The organism is Herbiconiux solani NBRC 106740, assembly GCF_001571005.1.
GTDB lineage: Bacteria > Actinomycetota > Actinomycetes > Actinomycetales > Microbacteriaceae > Herbiconiux > Herbiconiux solani.
The window spans coordinates 1-19494 of the sequence record NZ_BCST01000014.1; the positions used below are offsets into that span (position 1 = coordinate 1).

The 19494-nt window shown below is 71.7% G+C and carries 23 protein-coding genes; 13 read left to right on the forward strand and 10 right to left on the reverse strand.

The window, feature by feature from the left end:
* The 5 genes from HSO01S_RS19165 to HSO01S_RS17735 form a co-directional block, all read left to right on the forward strand.
* On the forward strand, positions 1-2904 hold a 2904-nt coding region (locus HSO01S_RS19165; protein ID WP_066043964.1), incomplete at its 5' end, for an ABC transporter permease.
* Between the two features lie 98 nt (positions 2905-3002).
* Positions 3003-4277 (forward strand): glycosyltransferase family protein, encoded by a 1275-nt coding sequence (locus HSO01S_RS17720; RefSeq protein WP_245636055.1) that lies wholly within the window; start codon positions 3003-3005, stop codon positions 4275-4277.
* Positions 4274-5347 (forward strand): glycosyltransferase family 4 protein, encoded by a 1074-nt coding sequence (locus tag HSO01S_RS17725; protein ID WP_066043967.1) that lies wholly within the window; start codon positions 4274-4276, stop codon positions 5345-5347. The genes HSO01S_RS17720 and HSO01S_RS17725 overlap by 4 nt, the downstream gene beginning before the upstream one ends.
* Positions 5344-6465: a glycosyltransferase gene (locus HSO01S_RS17730; protein WP_066043970.1), complete on the forward strand. Its 1122-nt coding sequence runs from the start codon at positions 5344-5346 to the stop codon at positions 6463-6465. The genes HSO01S_RS17725 and HSO01S_RS17730 overlap by 4 nt, the downstream gene beginning before the upstream one ends.
* Positions 6462-7337 carry a glycosyltransferase family 2 protein gene (locus HSO01S_RS17735; RefSeq protein ID WP_066043973.1) on the forward strand — a complete coding sequence of 292 codons (876 nt, stop codon included), beginning with the start codon at positions 6462-6464 and terminating at the stop codon, positions 7335-7337. Before HSO01S_RS17730 ends, HSO01S_RS17735 begins: the two co-directional genes overlap by 4 nt.
* A gap of 145 nt (positions 7338-7482) precedes the next feature.
* Here HSO01S_RS17735 and HSO01S_RS17740 read toward each other — a convergent pair whose 3' ends face one another.
* The 4 genes from HSO01S_RS17740 to HSO01S_RS17755 all read right to left on the reverse strand — a co-directional run bounded on the left by HSO01S_RS17740 (position 7483) and on the right by HSO01S_RS17755 (position 9573).
* Positions 7483-7719 carry a hypothetical protein gene (locus tag HSO01S_RS17740; protein ID WP_066043975.1) on the reverse strand — a complete coding sequence of 79 codons (237 nt, stop codon included), beginning with the start codon at positions 7717-7719 and terminating at the stop codon, positions 7483-7485.
* Positions 7720-7860: 141 nt separating this feature from the next.
* Complete coding sequence (locus HSO01S_RS17745) at positions 7861-8418, reverse strand: type 1 glutamine amidotransferase domain-containing protein (RefSeq protein WP_066043978.1); 558 nt, start codon at positions 8416-8418, stop codon at positions 7861-7863.
* Positions 8419-8463: 45 nt separating this feature from the next.
* Positions 8464-8919 carry an SRPBCC family protein gene (locus HSO01S_RS17750; protein WP_066043980.1) on the reverse strand — a complete coding sequence of 152 codons (456 nt, stop codon included), beginning with the start codon at positions 8917-8919 and terminating at the stop codon, positions 8464-8466.
* Positions 8920-9003: 84 nt separating this feature from the next.
* Positions 9004-9573: a DUF6328 family protein gene (locus HSO01S_RS17755; RefSeq protein ID WP_245636056.1), complete on the reverse strand. Its 570-nt coding sequence runs from the start codon at positions 9571-9573 to the stop codon at positions 9004-9006.
* A gap of 57 nt (positions 9574-9630) precedes the next feature.
* Here HSO01S_RS17755 and HSO01S_RS17760 point away from each other — a divergent pair, with 57 nt between their 5' ends.
* Positions 9631-10485: an NlpC/P60 family protein gene (locus HSO01S_RS17760; RefSeq protein WP_157079159.1), complete on the forward strand. Its 855-nt coding sequence runs from the start codon at positions 9631-9633 to the stop codon at positions 10483-10485.
* Between the two features lie 24 nt (positions 10486-10509).
* Here HSO01S_RS17760 and HSO01S_RS17765 read toward each other — a convergent pair whose 3' ends face one another.
* Positions 10510-11454 carry a cation diffusion facilitator family transporter gene (locus HSO01S_RS17765; RefSeq protein WP_066043986.1) on the reverse strand — a complete coding sequence of 315 codons (945 nt, stop codon included), beginning with the start codon at positions 11452-11454 and terminating at the stop codon, positions 10510-10512.
* Between the two features lie 56 nt (positions 11455-11510).
* Here HSO01S_RS17765 and HSO01S_RS17770 point away from each other — a divergent pair, with 56 nt between their 5' ends.
* The 4 genes from HSO01S_RS17770 to HSO01S_RS17785 all read left to right on the forward strand — a co-directional run bounded on the left by HSO01S_RS17770 (position 11511) and on the right by HSO01S_RS17785 (position 14985).
* Positions 11511-12275 (forward strand): HAD family hydrolase, encoded by a 765-nt coding sequence (locus HSO01S_RS17770; RefSeq protein ID WP_084361821.1) that lies wholly within the window; start codon positions 11511-11513, stop codon positions 12273-12275.
* A 192-nt stretch (positions 12276-12467) separates the two neighbouring features.
* Positions 12468-12881 (forward strand): response regulator transcription factor, encoded by a 414-nt coding sequence (locus tag HSO01S_RS17775; protein ID WP_066043989.1) that lies wholly within the window; start codon positions 12468-12470, stop codon positions 12879-12881.
* Positions 12878-13246, forward strand: a complete 369-nt coding sequence (locus tag HSO01S_RS17780) for a response regulator (protein ID WP_066043992.1) — start codon at positions 12878-12880, stop codon at positions 13244-13246. Before HSO01S_RS17775 ends, HSO01S_RS17780 begins: the two co-directional genes overlap by 4 nt.
* Complete coding sequence (locus HSO01S_RS17785) at positions 13246-14985, forward strand: sensor histidine kinase (RefSeq protein WP_066043995.1); 1740 nt, start codon at positions 13246-13248, stop codon at positions 14983-14985. The genes HSO01S_RS17780 and HSO01S_RS17785 overlap by 1 nt, the downstream gene beginning before the upstream one ends.
* A 10-nt stretch (positions 14986-14995) precedes the next feature.
* Here HSO01S_RS17785 and HSO01S_RS17790 read toward each other — a convergent pair whose 3' ends face one another.
* From HSO01S_RS17790 to HSO01S_RS17805, 4 genes are read right to left on the reverse strand one after another with little or no spacing between them, the layout of a single operon-like run.
* Positions 14996-15376: a hypothetical protein gene (locus HSO01S_RS17790; RefSeq protein ID WP_066043997.1), complete on the reverse strand. Its 381-nt coding sequence runs from the start codon at positions 15374-15376 to the stop codon at positions 14996-14998.
* A gap of 7 nt (positions 15377-15383) precedes the next feature.
* Positions 15384-15659, reverse strand: a complete 276-nt coding sequence (locus tag HSO01S_RS17795; RefSeq protein ID WP_066044000.1) for a hypothetical protein — start codon at positions 15657-15659, stop codon at positions 15384-15386.
* Positions 15660-15690: 31 nt separating this feature from the next.
* Positions 15691-16083, reverse strand: coding sequence for a PPOX class F420-dependent oxidoreductase (locus HSO01S_RS17800; RefSeq protein WP_066044003.1), 393 nt, complete (start codon positions 16081-16083; stop codon positions 15691-15693).
* Positions 16080-16346 (reverse strand): hypothetical protein, encoded by a 267-nt coding sequence (locus HSO01S_RS17805; RefSeq protein WP_066044005.1) that lies wholly within the window; start codon positions 16344-16346, stop codon positions 16080-16082. Before HSO01S_RS17805 ends, HSO01S_RS17800 begins: the two co-directional genes overlap by 4 nt.
* A gap of 54 nt (positions 16347-16400) precedes the next feature.
* Here HSO01S_RS17805 and HSO01S_RS17810 point away from each other — a divergent pair, with 54 nt between their 5' ends.
* Positions 16401-16661 carry a DUF3253 domain-containing protein gene (locus HSO01S_RS17810; protein ID WP_245636057.1) on the forward strand — a complete coding sequence of 87 codons (261 nt, stop codon included), beginning with the start codon at positions 16401-16403 and terminating at the stop codon, positions 16659-16661.
* Positions 16662-16697: 36 nt separating this feature from the next.
* Here HSO01S_RS17810 and HSO01S_RS17815 read toward each other — a convergent pair whose 3' ends face one another.
* A complete protein-coding gene (locus HSO01S_RS17815) occupies positions 16698-17894 on the reverse strand; it encodes a TDT family transporter (RefSeq protein ID WP_066044011.1) in 1197 nt (398 codons plus the stop codon).
* A 74-nt stretch (positions 17895-17968) separates the two neighbouring features.
* Here HSO01S_RS17815 and HSO01S_RS17820 point away from each other — a divergent pair, with 74 nt between their 5' ends.
* Together HSO01S_RS17820 and HSO01S_RS17825 are read left to right on the forward strand one after the other, a co-directional pair.
* Positions 17969-18889 (forward strand): LysR family transcriptional regulator, encoded by a 921-nt coding sequence (locus HSO01S_RS17820; protein WP_066044013.1) that lies wholly within the window; start codon positions 17969-17971, stop codon positions 18887-18889.
* A 100-nt stretch (positions 18890-18989) separates the two neighbouring features.
* On the forward strand, positions 18990-19490 hold the full coding sequence (locus tag HSO01S_RS17825) for a hypothetical protein (RefSeq protein WP_066044016.1): 501 nt from the start codon (positions 18990-18992) through the stop codon (positions 19488-19490).
* Positions 19491-19494 lie beyond the last annotated feature (4 nt).

Here is a 19494-nt window from a genome sequence, read left to right on the forward strand (position 1 = left end):
CCGGGCGTGCGCCGAGGCGGCAACGCGCCCGCCGCCTCCCGCCCCGCGCGCGCGGGCGACCGCGTGCCCGGCCCGCTCCGCCGCTTCGGCCGCCGCGGCCTCCGGATCGTGGCCCTGGGCCTGATCGGCCTGGTGCTCCTGGCCGCGTCCTTCCTGCAGTCCACCGCATCCGAGCAGTTGAAGAAGACACTCGATGCCAACTGGCGCGGCGACTACGACATCCTCGTCACCGCCGCCGGGGCCTCGCCCCTGATCGACGGCGAGGAGACGCTGCTGCCCTCCGCTGCGCTGACCGACTCCTCGCTCGGCCACATCCCCGACGACCTCGTCTACCGGGTGGAGGGACTCGAGGGCATCGACGTCGCCGCCCCGATCGGCGAGATCTCGACGACGACGACCGGGGTGTCGAAGGTCACGCTCACCATCCCGCTCGACGGTTCGAGCGGCCCCCGGGCTTACCGCGCCACCACCTCGCTCGCGATCGACGACGGCGTCTCGGCTCCGCGCACGGTCGAGCAGTCGGTCGACTTCGTGGTCGACCAGTCCACCTGGGAGGGCTTCCAGCCGGCGGGCGAGGGCCTCCCCGACAGACCGGTCCGGGTGGTGACCTCCGCGGGCGGGGTCGGCTACGGCCTCGAGACCGACATCCCGAAGAACATCCGCTACGTCTACGGCGGCAGCGAGTCCCCGCAGCAGCCCCCGGCCGGCCAGGGAGTCGCCGCGCTCACGCTCCCGGTGCAGGCCGTGAAGACGGCCCACATCGTGCTCGTCGACCCGAAGGCCGAGAAGGCCCTGCTCGGCGACTCGGGCAGCGTGATGGATCCGCTCATCGACACCAGCGGCCTGATCGGGCGGCTCGGCGACCAGTTCTTCACCGCCGACAACCCGCCCGTCGAGGGTGACGACCTGCTGACCCTGTTCGACAAGGGCGTGGCCACGATGCCCACCCCCGTGCTCACCCGCACGGTCGAGACCCCGTCGTCCGAGCTCACCGTGCAGCTGGCGCCGCTGGATGCCCCCCAGTCGGTGACGGATGCGGCGCTCCAGGGGATCACGGACGACGGCGACGGCGTGCGCGGGCTCGACCTCTCCCGGGTCTCGGCCGCTCAGCCGGGACCGGCGACCACGATCTACAGCGGAGCCCCCGGCGACGCGCTGTCCCCGCTCAGCTTCGACACCGTCGACATCCCGTGGCCGGGCTGGACCATGCCCGAGCTGCCCTCGTACGCGCACTACCCGCTGTTCCGGCTGACGGGTTCGCCCATCCTCTCCTCGGTCACGCCGATGGCCGACTCGGTCGTGCGGCCGACCGTCGTGCCGCCGTCGGCCGGCGACCCGGATGCGGAGCCCTCGGTCGAGCTCACCGCCTCGGGCATCGAAGACGGCGAGCTGATCTTCGACACGCAGACCCCCATCCCGAGTTTCGAGGCCTCCGGTCTCGGCCCGATCGAGACCAACACCTGGCCGGTCGGTTCGTTCTCCCCGGCCGACCTCCACTCCGCCGGGGCCGGGCTCGGGCAGGTCGGGCTCGGCTACGACGCCGCAGACCCGGTGGCGCTGAACGGCACGCGGGCCGACGGTGCGACGGCCGTTCCGCCGTCGTGGTCCGGACTCGGGCTCAACACGGCGGGCGCCCTCGCCGTCGCCGACCTCGACAACGCGCTCGCGCTCGCGGTCGACGACCCGGTGTCGTCGATCCGGGTGCGGGTGGCGGATGTCGAGGGGTACTCCCCCGAGGCGCAGGCGCGCATCCTCGACGTCGCGAACCGCATCCGCGACCTGGGGCTCACGGCGACGGTCGTGTCGGGGTCGTCGTTCGAGTCGATCCCGGTGACGTTGCGGGGACCGGTGGGAGAGGCGGATGCGGATGCGGATGGGTCGACCGGCTCCGCAACCGCTACCGCGACTGCCAGCCCGATCGCCGAGCCGCAGACCGCCCCCGTCGTCTCGCTCGAGTACTCACGCCTCGGGGCCGCGGCGAGCGCCGCTCAGGGGGTGTCGGCGACGAACCTCGCCCTGCTCGTGATGGCGATGCTCGCGGGGTCGGCGCTCCTGATCACCGTGCAGCTCAGCTCGATCGCCGCCCGCCGCACCGACTCGGTCGTGCTGAGGCAGATCGGCTGGCCGCGCGCCCGCATCCGCCGCTGGCTGCTCGCCGAGGAGGCGGTGCCGCTCGTCATCCTGCTCGCCGTAGGAGCCGGCGCCATCCTGCTCTCGGCGGTGAAGGACGTGACCTGGCCGCTCGTCGTGCTGGCCGTGGGGTCGAGCCTGCTCACCTCGGCCGTGCTCATCGGCCAGGGCGCCAACCCGCCCTCCGCACCGAAGACCGCGAAGGCGTCGACGCGGCGCGCCCGGCTCGCCTCGCCGTCCGCGCTGGGACTGCGTCTGGCGGTCACCTACCGCGCCTCGACCGCGACCCTCGCGCTCGCGTTCGCGCTGGTCTTCCTCGCCGCGGCGACGGCCGCGGCCGTGCTCCAGGAGGGGCGCACCTCGGCCGGACCCACCCGGCTGGGCGCCTTCGCGACGGCGTCCGCGCTCGTGCCGCAGGGCATCCTGATCGCAGTCACCCTCGCGGCGAGCTGCGTGCTCATCGTCGTGGTGCGCCGGCTCGGCCTCGCCCGGCGGACCACCCAGACCGAGGCCCTCCGTGCCATGGGCTGGCAGCGCCGCCACCTCGAGCGCTCGGCCGTCGCGGAGGTGCTCAGTTCGGCGGTACCCGGGTTCGCGCTGGGCGCGGCGTTCGCTGTCGTCGGGACGGTACTGCTCCTGCCCGACACGCTGATCGTCGCCGTGGTCTCGGGGGTGGTGGTCACGAGCGTCGTCACGGCGGTGGTGATCCGCGCGTCGGCTCCGAAGGGCACGACAGTGCCCGCCATGAAGGGCCGGCGCCGCGGACGGCGATGACGCGCCACATGCGTGATCGGCAAGGGCCTGACGTGTACATCAGGCGAACAGATCGCGCAAGCGGTTGCAACTCTTGTGGTTAGTCGTTGACTTAGGTCGTGAACACCACTATGTCCGCCGAGCCCGGGGTCGCTACCCGGAGCCCGATGAGCCCCCGCCCCGCGGCTCAGGGCCAGTCCCGGACCGAGCCGGGCGCCGACGCACTGAAGTCGACCGCTCCGATCCGCGTCGCTTCCGTTCCCGCGGGCCACGTGTACGTGCGGCACCTGTCGCCGGTGGGCGAGTCGGCGGACCCGGCCGTCGTGCGGCTGGCGGATCCGGATCCGGACGACCCGCGCCGCTCGGCCGTATCGCGCTGGTGGCCCCCGGTCATGCTCGATGCCGACTGGGTGCACGCCCACGCGGATGAGTTCGACGTGTTCCACCTGCAGTTCGGCTTCGACGCGCGCACGCCGGACGAGCTCCGCGCGCTGGTGGCCGCTCTCCGCGCCGAGGGCAAGCCGCTCGTGTACACCGTGCACGACCTCCGCAACCCGCATCACGCCGACCGCCGAGAGCACGACGCCCAGCTGGACGTGCTCGTGCCGGCCGCCGACGGGCTGATCACGCTGACCTCCGGGGCGGCCGACGAGATCGCTCGGCGCTGGGGGCGCACCGCTCTGGTGGTGCCGCATCCGCACGTCGTCGACCTCGACACGATGGAGCGGATGCGCGCCGTGAGGGAGGAGTCCGCGACCGCGGCGGGCGTCGCGACCGCGGCGGGCGACGCGACCGCCTCGGCTACCGGTGCCGACGCATCCGCTCCTCGACCCTTCCGAATCGGCGTGCACGTGAAGAGCCTCCGGGCGAGCATGGACCCGCTGCCCGTCATCGAGACGATCGCGCGCTCGATCGAGGAGCGACGGCTCGGCACTGCCATCCTGCAGGTCAACGGCCACGCCGACGTGCTGCAGCCCGACGGGGCACGGTACGACGCCGAGCTGGCCGGCTTCCTCCGCGATGCCGAGCGGCGCGGGGTGCTCGAGCTCCGCATCCACGATTTCTTCACCGACGACGAGCTCTGGGAGTACCTCGCCTCGCTCGACGTCTCGGTACTGCCCTACCGCTTCGGCACGCACTCGGGCTGGCTCGAGGCCTGCCGCGACCTCGGCACCGCGGTCGTGGCCCCCGACATCGGCTACTACGCCGACCAGGGGCCGGTGCTGTCGTACCACCGCGACGGGGAGACCCTCGACGCCGAATCCCTCGAACGTGCGGTGATCGCCGCGATGAACAGCCCCCGCGCCGAGGGCGCCGACATCGGCGAGTGCCTCCGCCAGCGCGCCTCGGTCGCGGCCGCGCACCTCGACCTCTATCGGGCACTACTGTCATGAGGGCACTCCGGATCTGCCTGATCGCCTCGAGCCGTTTTCCCGTGCGGGAGCCGTTCGCCGGCGGCCTCGAGGCGCACACCCACTCGCTCGCCACGGCGCTCGCGCGGCGCGGGCACGAGGTCACGCTGTTCGCTGCCCCCGGCACCGACCCGGCACTGGATGCGCGTGAGCTGACGATCGAGCCCTTCGAGTTCAGCGCCGCGGCCCGCAGCGACGTCGCCGCCCCGCCCGAGCACTGGATGCAGGAGCACCACGCGTACCTCGGCCTCATGCTCGAGCTCTCGCGCACGGCCGGGGAGCGCTTCGACCTCGTGCACAACAACAGCCTCCATCACCTTCCCGTGGCGATGTCCGAGACGCTGCCGGTGCCGCTGCTCACGACGCTGCACACCCCACCGACGCCGTGGCTGGAGTCGGCGATGCGCCTCACGCCCTCGGCCCGCTTCATCGCGGTGAGCCGCTTCACGGCCGATCAGTGGCAGGCGAGCACGGATGCGGAGGTCATCCTGAACGGGGTCGACACCACCCGCTGGCGGCTGGGTCCCGGCGGCGAGGGGGCGATCTGGTCGGGCCGGCTGGTCGCCGAGAAGGGCCCGCATCTGGCGGTGGAGGCGGCGCGGGTCGCCGGCATGCCCCTCGATCTGGCGGGGCCGATCTACGACCACGACTACTTCGACCGGCTGATCGCGCCCCGGCTCGACGACCGCATCCGGTACCTGGGCCACCTCGGCACCAGCGAGTTGGCCGAGCGGGTCGGCCGGGCGTCTGTCGCGGTCGTGACACCGCAATGGGAGGAGCCGTACGGGCTCGTGGCGGCCGAGGCGATGGCGTGCGGAACCCCCGTCGCGGCGTTCTCGCGCGGCGCACTGCCCGAGATCGTGACGCCGGAGAGCGGGCGGTTGGCGCGGCCCGGCGACCCCGACTCGCTCGCCGAGGCGATGCTGGCGGCCTCGCGGCTGCCGCGGGCGGGCGTCCGCCGCCATGCCGAGCTGCACTGCTCGCTCGACGCGATGGTGCGCGGGTACGAGGCCCAGTACGAGGCCGCGGTCGAGCCCGCGCGCGCGGCGTGAGCGGGGTCGACGCGACTCCTGTGGGCGAGCGGGCGGTGGTCGGGTACTACGTGCATCACGTGGGTAGCGGGCATCTCTCGCGCGCCGGCTCCGTCGCGGCGGCGCTGGCAGGGCGGGCCGCGGTGACCGGCCTGTCGTCGGTGGCGCGGCCGGCGGGGTGGGACGGCGGGTGGGTGACGCTCCCGCTCGACGCGGACGAGCATCCCGTCGGTGGCGCTGCTGCTGTCGATGGTTCTGCTACTGCCTCAGGCGATGCGCACGACGTCAGCGCGGGCGGGCGGCTGCACTGGGTGCCGGTGGGGCACGCGGGACTGCGCGAGCGGATGGCCGGCATCTCGGCGTGGATCGCCGCCGCCCGGCCCTCGGTGATCGTCTCGGACGTGTCGGTCGAGGTGGCTCTGCTCGCCCGGCTGCACGGGGTGCCGGTGGTGACGGTCGCGCTGCCCGGGCGGCGCGACGACGAGGCGCACCGACTCGGGTTCGCAGTGTCGTCGGCGATCATCTCGGCGTGGCCCGACTCGGCCGAGGGGATGCTCACCGGCCTCGACCCCGACGCCCGTGCGAAGCACACCGCGGTCGGAGCGATCGCGCGCTTCCCGTCGGATGAGGCGGGCCCAGCCGTGCCAGAGCCGTCGGCGGACGGGCGGCCGCGGGTGCTCGTGCTGAGCGGCAGCGGAGGCGGCGGGATGTCGGCCGCGGCGCGCGCTCGGGCCGAGGCCTCGGCACCGGACTGGCAGTGGGACGTGATCGGCGGCCCGGGCGGGCGGTGGGTCGCGGATCCGTGGCCGTTCATCCGCTCGGCCGACGTCGTCGTCACCCACGCCGGTCAGAACGCCGTGGCGGAGGTGGCGGCGGCGCGGGTTCCGGCGGTGGTCATCGCGCAGGATCGCCCCCACGACGAGCAGCGGCACACCGCTCGGGCGCTGGAGCGCGGGCCGTGGCCGGTCGTCACGGCGGACTCGTTCGAGGATGCGGACTGGCCTGCGCTCCTCCGTGCGGCCGCCGAGCTCGACGGCGACGACTGGTCGACCTGGAACGACGGCCGCGGTGCCGCCCGCGCCGCCGACGTCATCCTGCGCGTCGCCCGGGCCGAGGATGTTCTCGAGGCCGGGCTATGAGCGGCGACTTCGGATCGCGCCGGCCCGTCACCGCGCTGATCACGGTCGTGCACGGGCGCCACGAGCACCTGCAGCGGCAGCTCGAGGCGGTGGCGCTGTGCGACCCCTGGCCCGACCATCACGTCATCGTCGCCATGGACGACCCCGCCATCGCGGGGCTCCTGCCGTCGGGCCCCGACCGCCCTCACCTCGTCACCGCCGACCCGCCCGCTCTCTCCCAGGGTGCGGACGGCGGCGGGGCACTGCCGCTGGCGCGGGCTCGCAACCTCGGAGCCACCACCGCGCTGGCGCTCGGGGCCGAGGTGCTGGTCTTCCTCGACGTCGACTGCCTCCCCGCACCGGCGGCGGTCGGCGCATACGCGGCCGCTGCGACGGCCGAGGAGACAAGTGGGCGACTGCTGTGCGGGCCCGTGACGTACCTTCCGCCGGCACCCGACGGGGGTTACCGGCTCGACCGGCTGGCCGAATCCGACCGGCCGCATCCGGCCCGGCCCGCACCCGCGCCCGACGAGATCGAGCTCGGCGGCCCGCACGAGCTGTTCTGGTCGCTCTCGTTCGCCCTGCACGCCGACGTCTGGCGGCGGATCGGCGGCTTCGCCGAGGAGTACGTCGGCTACGGCGGTGAGGACACCGACTTCGCCTTCACCGCCCGCAGCCGGGGCGTCGAGCTCGCCTGGGTCGGCTCGGCGCGCGCGTACCACCAGCACCACGCCGTCTCGTCGCCGCCGGTCGAGCACGTGGCCGAGATCGTGCGGAACGCCCGGGTCTTCCACGACCGCTGGGGCACCTGGCCCATGCAGGGCTGGCTCGACGCCTTCGAGCAGCGCGGCCTCGTCACCCGCGACCCCGCCGGCGCCTACCGCGTCTCGTAGCTCGACCCCCAATCCGGGCGCGCACCCGTGCCCGCTTCCGAACCCGACACGTCCCGCCCGAATGTCCTCGACCCGTCAATTGTTGTCGCTACTCACATGGAATAGCGACAACAGGCGACGGGTCGAGGACAGGGTGGGCGCCTGCTCAGTCGACGAGAGCGGGCTCGGAGATGGGATGCGGGGCGCGAGCCGGATCGGCAGAGTGCGCCCGCTCGAGCGCGGCCTGCGCATCCTCGACGGACTCGAACAGGCCGAGCGAACGGCCGGTGACGACAGTCGCGCGGTAGGCGCGACGGGCCTTGCGGGAGACGATTCCGGCGGGGCGGCCCTCGTCGAGGGCGACCCAGAGGCCGGCTTGCGGATGACGCCATTGGATCCTCATGACACCAGGCCTACGCGCGTCCGGCCCCGGAGGCACGGGGTTGACACCACGCCGAGACGTCGCTTGTGGTCGCTAAACAGGGCGAATAGCGACAGCAAGTGACGTCTCGGCGACAGTGGTGACGGCACGAGGGCGGACGCGTCAGCGCGACGCGAACGCCGCCACGATCTCCCGGTTGAAGTCGTCGAGGTCGTCGGGGGTGCGCGACGTGACCAAGGTCCAGCCGCCCTCCGTGTCGACGCAGACCGACTCGTCGACCCACTCGGCGCCGGCGTTCAGGATGTCGGTCTGCAGTGACGCGTAGCTCGTCATCCGCTTGTCGACGATCTCGCCTGACTCGACCAGGGCCCACGGGCCGTGGCAGATCGCACCGATCGGCTTGCCGGCCTCGATGAAGGCCGAGACGAGGTCGATCGCGTCTTCCTGCAGCCGCAGGTTGTCGGCGTTGATCGTGCCACCCGGCACGACGAGGGCGTCGAAGTCGTCGACCGAGACGTCTCCGACCACCGCGTCGGGCGTGAAGCTCTGACCCGGATCCTTGTCACCGACCAGGCTCTGGATGGGAGCCTGCTCGATCGCGACCACGACCGGGTCTCCCCCGGCATCCTGGATCGCTTGTCGGGGGCTCGCCAACTCCGCTTCCTCGACACCGTAGTTCGTGACGAGGATGGCGATCTTGCGGCCGTCCAGCGTAGGCATGATGTGATTCCTCTCTTCTCGTTCTCGCGGCGTCGGCGGCGAGGCTCAGTTCTCGACGTCGCCGCGCCAGGCACCGGTCTCGGAGCCCTGCTTCTCGATGAACTCCTTGAAGTTCTCGAGGTCTTTCTTCACGGCGTGCTTGCCCGCACCGAGTGCGGCGCCCGCCTTCTCGAGGAGCCCCTCGGGCTCCCAGTCGATCTGCACCGTGACCCGCGAGGTGTCGTCGGTGAGCTTGTGGAAGGTGACCACACCAGCGTGCTCGGTGTCGCCGCCGACACTGTTCCACGCCACACGCTCGTCCGGGTGCTGCTCGGTGATCACGGCGTCGAACTCGCGCTCGACCCCGGCGACCTTGACCTTCCAGTGCGTGTGGGTGTCGTCGCTCTGCGTGATTGACTCGACCTCGTCGAGGAAGTGGGGGAAGCTCTCGAACTGCGTCCACTGGTTGTACGCCGTGTTCACGGGCACTGCCACGTCGACGGTCTCGATGATCTGAACCATGGTGTTCTCCTACTGCTCGTCGTTTCGTCTTGCTCGTCGCTTCGGGCGACTGCGGTCGGACCGCCTCTGGTTTCAGTCCACGCCTTATCGCGCGCGCCCACCACCGCTTGACAGCGGGCTTTCAGACGACTCCCGAGAAGAGCCTGAAGGCGATTCGGCCCGACTCCGTGCTGCCCGCACGAGAGCCGGCCCGACGAGCCAGATGACCAGCACGAGCACGAGCACCGCGGCGCCCGCCCAGAGGCCCGCCTGCGGCGAGATGACGAAGTCGAACACGAAGAGCACGATGCCGATGAAGAGCAGGGATGCGGCGGCCAGGCACACGATCAGGATCGCGCTCGACGCCTGCACGAGCTCCTTCTTCGCCTTCTGCCGGAAGAGCAGACGGTGCAGCGTGACCGGTGTGAGGGCGAGCAGCGTCAGCACCGCCGCGAGCACGACGAGGGCCAGGTAGAGCGCGTGGTCGAACGGCCCGAGCTCGGTGAACCGCTGCTGGAACGGCAGGGTGAGCAGGAAGCCGGCGAGGATCTGCGTGCCCGTCTGCAGCACCCGGAACTCCTGCAGCAGCTCGGACCAGTTGCGGTCGTAGCGCTCGTTCGGGGACTCGTCGCGGCCGTCGCCGGGGTCGGCGTCCGGAATGGTGTCGTCGGTCATGCCCCCCATGAAATCGCGTGAGCGACCCGCCTGCAATAGTGGACGCGTGATGTGTGGATGACGGAGCCCCTGCGTGCGAGCCTGTGGATAACTGCCGCAGGCGACGGCGCCGAGCCCACGGTCGAGCCCGCAGTCGAGCCTGCCTACCGGTCCCCCTACCGGCTGCGGTTCCGCACCTCGTCCGAGGCCCGGCAGGCCGGCTTCGGCGACCCGCCCTGGAACTCCCCCGACGATCAGGCCGTCGTCGCGCCCACCGACTGGTACACCGCAGAGACCGCGCAGCGCTGGGGCTCCTGGGGCCCTCGCGCCCGGGCGTATCCGGCACCCGCCGAGCGGTACACCGGCCCCCTCGCCCGCGAGCGCCTTCTGGCGGTGGCCGGAGCGCTGATCGGCCTCGACTACCAGCACCACCACGTCCCGGCCTGGGACCCGCCGGCGGGCTGGCCCTGGAAAGACGTGCGTTCGGGCCGGCGCGGACCCGGCCTGGACTGCAGCAACTTCGTCTCGTTCGTCTACTCCTACGCGCTAGGGATCACGCTGCCGACCGCCGTCGGCGAGCAGTCAGAGCTGCACCGCACCGGCCCGCTCCTCGGGCCGCAGCACCACCGGGTGAGCGTCGTGTCGGGCGACTACGACACCCTCACCGCCCAGCTCCTCCCCGGCGACATCCTCTACCTCCGCTCCGACCGCGGCACGATCTCCCACTGCGTGCTCTGGCTCGGCGGGGTCGGCGAGACCATCGGGGCCGGCGAGGGCCCGAACACGACCCCCCTCGTGATCGACTGCGCCAGCGATCCCCGCCTCGACGCCCACCGTGTCCCCATCCCGGCCGGCGTCCGCATCCGCCCCTACCGCCGCACCGGCTGGTACGCGCGGGCCACCTCCCACGCCCACCGCATCATCACGGATTGACGCGCCAGCACGCCCGCCACCCGATCAGAGCGACGAACCCGACGAAGCGCCCGAACCCGCCCCGAACTCCAGCGACGGCTCGTCGCTCACCGCCAAGGTCAGCACCGCCCGCCCGATCAGGTCGTCCCGCTCCAGATCTCCCTCCAGCCGCCGCAGCTGCCGGGCCACCCCGTCCTCCGGCCCGTCCCCCACGAGGTCGACGGCGGCGACCAGGAAGAGCGTGCCCGGCCCGCTGAACTCGAGGTAGAGGGCGGTCACCCGCTGGATCTCGGGGTGCGCCAGCAGCATCCGTCCGAGCTGCGCCCGGTACGCCGCAGTCGGCGCCGCCCCCAGCAGGTAACGCCGGTTGCGGCTGATCAGCAGCAGCGCGACCCCGCCCAGCAGCAGGCCGATCGCGATCGAGCCGAGCGCATCCCAGACCGGATCGCCCGTCACCTGGTGCAGGCCGATGCCGGCGCCCGCGATCACCAAACCCAGCAGGGCCGCCGTGTCCTCGAAGAACACCGAGCGCAGGGTCGTGTTCGAGCCGTTGACCACGTAGTCGAAGAAGCCGCGCCCGTAGCGCGCCGCATCCCGCCGCCCCTGCCGCACCGACTGCATCAGCGAGAAGCCCTCGAGCACGAAGGCCACGGCGAGCACGATGTAGTTGAGCGTGTAGTCCTCGACGGCCTCGGGCGCCGCCAGGCTCTGGATGCCGTGGTAGACCGACACCACCGCGCCCACGGTGAAGATCCCGAAGGCGGCGAACAGCGAGAAGATGTAGGCGTCGCGGCCGTAGCCGAGCGGATGCACGGGGTCACGCTTCTTCTCCGCGCGCCGGTCGGCGATCAGCAGGAAGATCTCGTTGCCCGCATCCGCCCAGGAGTGCGCCGCCTCGGCCAGCATCGACGCCGAACCCGTGAGGGCGGCGACGACCGATTTCGCGAGGGCGACGAGGATGTTCGCGACGAAGGCGATGACGACGGTCATGATTCCCGACGATACGCCCGGGTGCCGCCGCGGGCGATCGGTGGTTCAGTGACCCTATGGCTACTTCGACCCTTCGCGCTGTCCTGTTCGACATCGACGGCACCCTCGTCGACTCCAACTACCTGCACGTCGACGCCTGGGTGCGCGCCTTCGCCGACGTCGGGCATCCGGTCGACGCCTGGCGGGTGCACCGCGCGATCGGGCTCGACTCAAGCAAGCTGCTGGAGGATCTGCTCGGCGACGAGGCCGAGAAGCTCGGCGACCGGGCGAAGGAGAAGCACACCGAGTACTACGAGCCGCTGATCCCGCGCCTCCGCCGCTTCGACGGCGCTCGGGAGCTGATCCAGACCCTGCACGACGCCGGCGTCCGGGTGGTGCTCGCGACCTCGGCCCCGCCGGAGGAGTTCGAGGCGCTGCAGAAGTGCCTCGACGCGGACGAGTTCCTGCACGCGGCGACCACGGCCGACGACGTCGAGACCGCCAAGCCCGATCCCGACATCATCGGCACGGCCCTCGAGCGCGCCGGTGTGGGAGCCGACGAGGCCGTCATGATCGGCGACACGCGCTGGGACGCGGAGGCGGCCGGTCGCGCCGGTGTGCGGTCGATCGGCGTGCTCTCCGGCGGGATCGGCACCGACGAGCTGCAGCAGGCGGGGGTGGCGGAGGTCTTCGACGACGTCGCCTCGATCCTCGACGCGGTGCGTGCGAACGGCCCCGCCGTGCTCGCGCCGGCCGAGCTGTCGCCGGCCGACGCCGACCGTGCCGCGACGCTCGACGGCCTGCGCTCCATCCGCGCGCTCGGTGAGAACCTGCACGGCTGAGCCGGCCCGACGGGCGCGACCGGACTCACCGGACCACCGGCGCAGCCAGCGTCGGTGCACCTCCTGTTACCCCTCCCACTTCCCCTCGGCAATCCCCTTGCGTTAGGTTCTGGACCGCCCGCCATGGGATGATGTGACCGCTCCCAGCCCCCCTCCAGCAGGATGTCGGCGAGAGAGCAGGGGAGGGGCGGGATGTCCGGCATCCACTCGGGGTCCACCCGGCGCACGGCGCTCGTGGTCGACGATTCGGAGGATCAGGCCGAACTGCTCCAGCACCACCTCGAGCGCCTCGGTTACGAGGTCACCGTCGTCGGAACCGCAGAAGCGGCGATCACCTCATATCACCGTCTGGCCCCCGCGGTGGCGATCATCGACCTCCTCCTGCCCGGCATCGACGGCTGGCAGCTCATCAGCACGATGAAGCGCGACGTGCCCGACATCGTGCTGGTGGTCACCTCGGTGCTCGGTCTCGAGGACTACCCCCTGGTCGACGGCGTGCTGCCCAAGCCCTTCACGGCTAGGGATGTCGCGCGGGTGTTCGGAGCACTGTTTCCAGAAGACGGCGGGGCGATCGTCGCCCCGGCGGAGAGCGGGGGGTCACGATGAGGGTTCTGATTGCGGATGACGACGAGGATCTGCGCGACCTGGTGACCATCGCGGTCGAGAAGGCCGGCCATGAGGTGGTCGCGGCCGTCGGCGACGGCCAGTCCGCCTGGGACGTGCTGAACGCCGAGGAGATCGACCTGGCGGTGCTCGACATCTCGATGCCCGGCATGACCGGCATCGAGCTGGTCGAACGGATGCGCGCCGACGACGAGCTGCGCGAGCAGAACGTCCTGATCATCACCGCGAACGCCCAGCCGAGTACGGCCGAGGCCGTGCACGCGGCGGGGGCGAACGGCCTGATCACGAAGCCCTTCCAGGTGCGTGAGCTGGTCGAGTTCATCCGCGGCATCGCCGAGCGGGTGTGATGAGCGCCAGCGGCATCGCCGTCCGGCGGAGCACTGGCGCCTTCGGATCCTGGTCTCCCCTGCTGAAGCAGCTGGCGACCGTGATCGCCTTCCTCCTGGCGAACGCCGTCGTGCTGTCGCCGGTGGTCGTGCAGGCCGATGTCGCGGCCGTCGTCACCGCCGACCTGCTCGTGCTCGCGGCGACCGGATTCGCCGCGGTGCTGCCCGGCACCCGGCTCCCGGCCGGCTGGGAGCTCGCCATCCCGATCGTGTCCTTCGTCGCCGTCGCCCTGCTGCGGATCGGGACGGGCGGTCAGGCCTCCCCGTTCGGGGCGCTGCTCGTGCTGCCGCTGGTGTGGATCGCATCCGAGCCGGGCTTCCGCAACGTCGTGATCGCCGCCGCCGGCGTCATCGTCACCACCTCGCTGCCGTTCGTGCTGGGGGTCTCGGACATCGCCAGCGCCGCGGATGCGGTCAGGCTCGTCTTCACCCCGGTCATCCTGACGATCGCCGCCGTGCTGATCAACCAGATCGCCCGGGTGGTGAACCGGCGGCTGGCCCAGTTGCAGGAGTCGAACGCCGAGCGGGACGCGCTCGTCGAGTCGCTCGAGCAGGCGAACCGCGAGGCCGGGAAGCGCGAGCGGCAGACCGTGCGCGCCAACCGCCTGCTCGACGAGGTCTGGACCGCGATCAAGGGGCACGCGATCATCGGCACCGACGTCACCGGCCTGATCACGGTGTGGAACCCGGGGGCCGAGTCGCTGCTCGGCTACTCGTCGAAGCAGGCGATCGGCCGGATGCGGATCACCGATCTGCACCGGGGCGAGGAGATCCGCGAGGAGTCGCGCCTGAGCGGTGGCCAGGCGGCGTCCGAGCGCGTGTCTGCGGAAGCCGTATTCGACGGCCTCGTCGAGACCGCGAGCAACGGACTCCGCGACGTGCGCGACTGGACCTACCGGCGCCGCGACGGCACCGAGTTCCCCGCGCAGGTGTCGATCGCGCAGCGGCTCGACGAACGGAGCGAGCCCGCCGGGTACATCTTCGTGGCGACCGACGAGACGTCGGCCCGCGAGATCGAGCGGCTGAAGGACGAGTTCGCGGGGCTGATCTCGCACGAGCTCCGCACGCCGCTCAGCTCGATCCTCGGGTACGTCGAACTGCTCAGGGACGACGAGGACGAGCCGCTCTCACGGATGCAGGCCAAGTACCTCGGCGTCGTCGACCGCAACGCCCGCCGTCTGCTCCGGCTCGTCGGCGACCTGCTCTTCACCGCCCAGGTCGACTCCGGCCGGTTCTCGGTCGAGACCGCGCCGACCTCGCTCCGGGGCGTGCTCCGGGCGTCGCTCGAGACCGCACGACCGCACGCCGAGGCGACCGGCGTCATCCTGCGCTCCGAGCTCGGCGACGAGGACGTCACCATCTCGGTCGACGCGACACGGCTCGGGCAGGCCGTGGACAACATCCTGTCGAACGCGGTCAAGTTCACCCCGCGCGGCGGCACGGTGGGTCTCGAGCTCGATCTCACGGGCGACGAGGTGCGGATCGTCGTGGCCGACACGGGATTCGGGATCGCCGAGGACGAGCTGCACCGGCTCGCGGAACGCTTCTTCCGCGCGACGACCGCGACCCAGAACGCGGTCCAGGGGGTCGGGCTGGGGCTCACGATCACCAAGGCGATCGTGACCGCGCACGGCGGCCGGATCGACATCAGCAGCGTGCTGGGCGAGGGCACGTCGATGGCGATCGTCCTCCCGCGCTGAGGACGGGTCGTCAGAGGCGGTAGAAGTCGCCGACGAGGGCGAGGATGCACAGGGCCGGCGCGAGCACGAAGAGTGCGAGCCCGGCGCGAATAAGCCAGGTGATCCTGCGGCACGCCCGCCGTGCATCCTTGCCACCCGGTGCCGCCGCTGCGGCGAAGGTCGCCACCATCAGGCCGCCGAGCAGGGCTCCCGCCCAGAACACGCGCTCCCAGCGGTCGACGAGCACGCCCGCGAACCAGCCCGAGACGATGATCGCGCCGCAGACGATCGCCATGGTGAGTGCGGCGCCGAGGAAGAGGGTGGCCGCGTGGCGCTCCAGCTCGGCGCGCCGCTCCCTGTCGTCCTCTCCCCGCGGGTCGGCGCGCCGATCGGGGTCGGCCTGCCGATCCATCGAGGCGTCAGTGCTTGGGGCGGCTGAGGAGGTCGGGGAGCTTTTCGAGCGCGGCATCCGCCGCCTCCTCCGTGACGCCGAGCTTGTCGATCAGGAGGGCGCGTGCGGGTACGGGGTCGCCATCCTTCAGCGCGGTGTAGGCCGCTTCGGCCTCGCCGGTGAGCTCGGGGCCGGGGCGCTTGGTCACGCCGAGGCGGTCGGCCAGCTGCTGCGCGGTGTCGGCTTCGAAGGCGTCGCGCACGGCGGCGGGGAGGCGGTAGCCGCCGAGGGGTCCGAGATCCATGGGAGTGTCCTTTCGTTGCGATGGGGTGATGTCAGTGGGGCGTGCTGATGTGCTGCGGCTCGATGACCAGGATGACCCGGGTCTGGTCGCGTCCGCCGTACCAGGGGTAGGGGCCGCCGGTGTACTTCTGGGCCAGCTTCTCGATGTGGTCGACAGCGCCCTCGGTGGCGACCTCGAGCACCCGCCCGCGCACCTGGTAGAAGAAGCCGGGGTGCTCCGGATCCGAGATGGCGACGGCGACCCGCGGGTCGCGCTGGATGTTCCGCACCTTCTGATGCGTCAGCACGCTGTTGATGATCACGTGCTCACCGTCGGTGTCGACCCAGGTCTGGGTGAGCTGGGGCGATCCGGAGGGCATGGTGGTCGCGAGGTAGCAGAGCGCGGGCCGCTCGAGCAGGGCGACGAGGTCGTCGGGGAGGTTCATCCCTCGGCGCCGGTCCCGTTCTGCGTCTCGGTCTCGATCTCACCGGCGACGATGGCGTCGGCGTAGGTGCGCACGTCCGGGCCCGGCTCGTAGTCGATGAAGCGGTCTTTGAGGCGGCGGTTGAGCTCGGCGTAGACGGCGTCGGACTCCTCGCCGGCGTGGGAGGCCGCGGTCGCGACGACCGCCTCCTGCAGCACGCGGTCGGCGTCGTCGAGGATCTTCGCGCGGGCCGGCTCGTTCCAGTGGATGTCGGAAGTCTTCATGCGCTTCACGCTATGCCCCTCGCCGAGGGCCGCAAGGGGGTGCAGACTGCGGGAATGGACGACCCGCTCGAACGCACCATCCTCGATCTGTTGGCGAGTCGAGCCCCGACGTCGTCGATCTGCCCCTCGGATGCGGCCAAGGCGGCGGGCGGTGACGACTGGCGGCCGCTGATGGAGCCCGTGCGGGAGGCGGCCCGCCGCCTGGTCGCGCGTGGCGAGGTCGACATCACGCAGGGGGGCGAGCCGGTCGACCCGTCCGACCTGCACGGCCCCATCCGCATCCGCCGCCACCGCCACCGCCCTGCGGATACCTGACCCGGCGATTCCTGACCCGGCGAGCGAGCGCGCGGGTCACGAGGCGGGGGCCGGTACGGATGCGGGCGGGGCGAGGAGGGTGCCACGGACGATCGCGCCGTGGAACGTCCTGGTCGCGACGATGCCCCAGGCGGCCACCAGCCCGGCGAAGAGCACCACGGCGAGGACGTCCAGTGCGTCCGAGCCGGTATGCAGGGCGAGCGCGGTGACCCCCGTGACGCAGGTGCCCACGGGGAAGGTGAACGACCACCAGGTCAGGGCGAACGGCATCCCGATCCGGGCGGTGCGCACCGTGATCCCGATCGCCAGGGCACCCCAGAGCAGCGCGAAGCCCAGCACCGGGACCCCGTAGACGACGCCGAACAGCTCCAGCGCGTGGGCCCACATCGGGTCGACCACGAGATGGGCGTTCCCGCCCAGCAGGTTCACGGCGGTGATGGACTGCCCGAGCGGTCCGAGCACGATCCACAGCGTCGGCACCATCGCGGCGGCACCGATGCTGAGGCGCGCCAGCCGCGCCCAGATCAGGGTGATGATGATCAGCGATGCGAGCAGGCTCAGTCCGAACATCCCGTAGCAGAACAGCAGCATCGTGAGCCGGGGTTGCCCGGCGGGGACGTACGGGAGGAGCAGTGCTCCGGTCGCGGCGGACACCATCGGCGGAACGACCGGCATCAACCAGCCCCCGAAAGCACTGTCACCGGCTGCGTTGTGGGCGCTGTCGCCGGCACGGTCGTCGGCGCCCGCCTGCCGGGTGAAGGTGAGGTACGGGATGGCGACCGCCGACAGCAGGCCGAGCACCGTGCCGAGCGTCCACAGCGTCGCATCGATGGTCACCGCGGCAGCCTCCCCCACGACGTCCTTGCCGAGCAGGAGCGTGCCCGCGCCGACCGTCAGCAGCGCCATCGGAGGTGCGCCGTAGAAGTGGGCCATCACCGCGTGCCGGTGATGACTCAGCGCGGTGGCGCGGAACCTCATCCAGTGCAGCACGGTCGCGACCGTGAGCACGATCAGCAGAGCGGATGCCGCGACCCACACGACGGTGCCGGCCACGCGCAGCCCCGGGAATTGGAGGGGAAGGGTGGCGGAGGCGTTGGCCACGATCCCCGTGCCCATCACCGAGGCGTACCAGTTGGGCGTGATGTTCGACACCACGAGCCTGCGGTCCTCCAGCTCGCGGAACCAGCGCCGCCGAGGAGAGCGTTGAAGGGGTGGCAGCGATTCGATGATCATGCTCCTACGCTTTCGCGACGGCGGCCTCCGCGGAAGAGCGCCCTCCTTGTGCCGCCACAAGCTAGCCTTGTGGCGTGACCCGCGCGCCGGCCCTCCCCGATCTGGAATCCCTGCAGGCCTTGGTCGCGGTCGCCGAGACGGGCAGCCTCACCGCCGCTCGTACGCGCCTCGGGATCTCCCAGCAGGCGGTGTCGCTGCGGGTGCGCGGGCTCGAGCAGTCGATCGGGATGCCGCTGCTCGTGCGATCGACGCGCGGCTCGGCACTCACGCCCGCCGGCGAGCTCGCGGTGGAGTGGGCCGTCACCCTGCTCGCGGCAGCGGAGGCCTTCTCGGCCGCGGTCGGCACCCTCCAGCACGACCGGCAGCGGGAGTTCCGCATCGCCGCGAGCCTGACCGTCGCCGAGCACCTGATCCCGCACTGGCTCTCCCTCTGGCACCTCGGGCCGGCCACGCCGGACGTGCAGCTGACCGCGGTCAACAGCGGCGCGGTCATCGACCTCGTCCGGCGAGGAGAGGCCGATCTGGGATTCATCGAGACCCCGGACCTCCCGGCCGATCTGAGCACCGCCGTCGTCGGCCAGGACCAGCTGATCGTCGTCACCGCACCCGCGCATCCGTGGTCGGGGAGGGAGGATGTGACGGCAGCCGAACTGGCGTCCACGAAGCTGCTCTGGCGCGAGGAGGGGAGCGGCACCCGGCGTGCGCTCGAACGGGCGCTCCGGGATGCCGGGATCGAGTCGGTGGCGCCGCCGGCGGCGGTCATCCCGTCGGCCCTCGGGATACGCACCACCGCCGCGGCGGGCTACGCGCCGGCCGTTCTGAGCGCCCTGGCCGTGAGGGACGACGTGCGCGCGGGACGGTTGGCGCGCATCCGCTTCGACGGGCTCGATCTGCGTCGTCCGCTCACCGCGATCTGGACCGGGGAGCCGACGATAGACGTGACCCGTCTCCTGCAGATCGTCGCCGATGAGCATTCCGGCGCCGTTCAGCCCTGATCTCGCTCGACAGGTGTCCCCCAAGTGGTGGCCTTACACGGCGGATGGGGGCGGCTAGCCTGCGAGGACGAGCCCGCGCAGACGACGGAGGAGGTCACTCGTGCCGTTCCGTACCCGCACCCGCATCCTTCGGATGACTGCTGCTGCCGCGGTTCTGGCGGGGCTCGGCCTCGTGCTCACCGGGTGCGGCACCCAGAGCCCCCGGGTCGACACCGAGTTCGAGCGGATGGGCGAGGCGATCGGCGGGTGGCCGTCGGTCGAGTCCGCGAGCGTGAACGGGTCGTACAACGGGCTCCCCACGAGCCGGAACCTCGAGATCGAGATCAACCTCGAGCAGACCGACGGCGTCGACCTCTCCGAGTACCTGAACCACGCGCTCGAGAATGCGTGGAAGTTCGACGTCTACGAGCCCGCGCATGTCTGGGTCGACATGTACGACATGTCGGTGGACGTGGCCCCGGGCTACGCGCGGAAGGCCATCGACCTGACCGACGCCGCCGCGCCCCTCGGGTTCGAGGCCGAGCACGACGGCGAAGTGAGCGTCTCCGCCGACGACATGGCCGAGAAGTACGGCCCCTGGCCCCTCAAGTCCACCGAATAAGTCG

Bases quoted from the DNA above. Each gene is read 5' to 3' on its own strand.
- HSO01S_RS17785 (WP_066043995.1), top strand. From the start codon at position 13,246: ATGAGCGCCAGCGGCATCGCCGTCCGGCGGAGCACTGGCGCCTTCGGA.
- HSO01S_RS17795 (WP_066044000.1), bottom strand. From the start codon at position 15,659: ATGGATCTCGGACCCCTCGGCGGCTACCGCCTCCCCGCCGCCGTGCGC.
- HSO01S_RS17725 (WP_066043967.1), top strand. From the start codon at position 4,274: ATGAGGGCACTCCGGATCTGCCTGATCGCCTCGAGCCGTTTTCCCGTG.
- HSO01S_RS17815 (WP_066044011.1), bottom strand. From the start codon at position 17,894: ATGATCATCGAATCGCTGCCACCCCTTCAACGCTCTCCTCGGCGGCGC.
- HSO01S_RS17775 (WP_066043989.1), top strand. From the start codon at position 12,468: ATGTCCGGCATCCACTCGGGGTCCACCCGGCGCACGGCGCTCGTGGTC.
- HSO01S_RS17760 (WP_157079159.1), top strand. From the start codon at position 9,631: ATGACGGAGCCCCTGCGTGCGAGCCTGTGGATAACTGCCGCAGGCGAC.
- HSO01S_RS17740 (WP_066043975.1), bottom strand. From the start codon at position 7,719: ATGAGGATCCAATGGCGTCATCCGCAAGCCGGCCTCTGGGTCGCCCTC.
- HSO01S_RS17770 (WP_084361821.1), top strand. From the start codon at position 11,511: ATGGCTACTTCGACCCTTCGCGCTGTCCTGTTCGACATCGACGGCACC.
- HSO01S_RS17800 (WP_066044003.1), bottom strand. From the start codon at position 16,083: ATGAACCTCCCCGACGACCTCGTCGCCCTGCTCGAGCGGCCCGCGCTC.
- HSO01S_RS17750 (WP_066043980.1), bottom strand. From the start codon at position 8,919: ATGGTTCAGATCATCGAGACCGTCGACGTGGCAGTGCCCGTGAACACG.
- HSO01S_RS17745 (WP_066043978.1), bottom strand. From the start codon at position 8,418: ATGCCTACGCTGGACGGCCGCAAGATCGCCATCCTCGTCACGAACTAC.
- HSO01S_RS17735 (WP_066043973.1), top strand. From the start codon at position 6,462: ATGAGCGGCGACTTCGGATCGCGCCGGCCCGTCACCGCGCTGATCACG.
- HSO01S_RS17765 (WP_066043986.1), bottom strand. From the start codon at position 11,454: ATGACCGTCGTCATCGCCTTCGTCGCGAACATCCTCGTCGCCCTCGCG.
- HSO01S_RS17810 (WP_245636057.1), top strand. From the start codon at position 16,401: ATGGACGACCCGCTCGAACGCACCATCCTCGATCTGTTGGCGAGTCGA.
- HSO01S_RS17805 (WP_066044005.1), bottom strand. From the start codon at position 16,346: ATGAAGACTTCCGACATCCACTGGAACGAGCCGGCCCGCGCGAAGATC.
- HSO01S_RS17790 (WP_066043997.1), bottom strand. From the start codon at position 15,376: ATGGATCGGCAGGCCGACCCCGATCGGCGCGCCGACCCGCGGGGAGAG.
- HSO01S_RS17780 (WP_066043992.1), top strand. From the start codon at position 12,878: ATGAGGGTTCTGATTGCGGATGACGACGAGGATCTGCGCGACCTGGTG.
- HSO01S_RS17755 (WP_245636056.1), bottom strand. From the start codon at position 9,573: ATGACCGACGACACCATTCCGGACGCCGACCCCGGCGACGGCCGCGAC.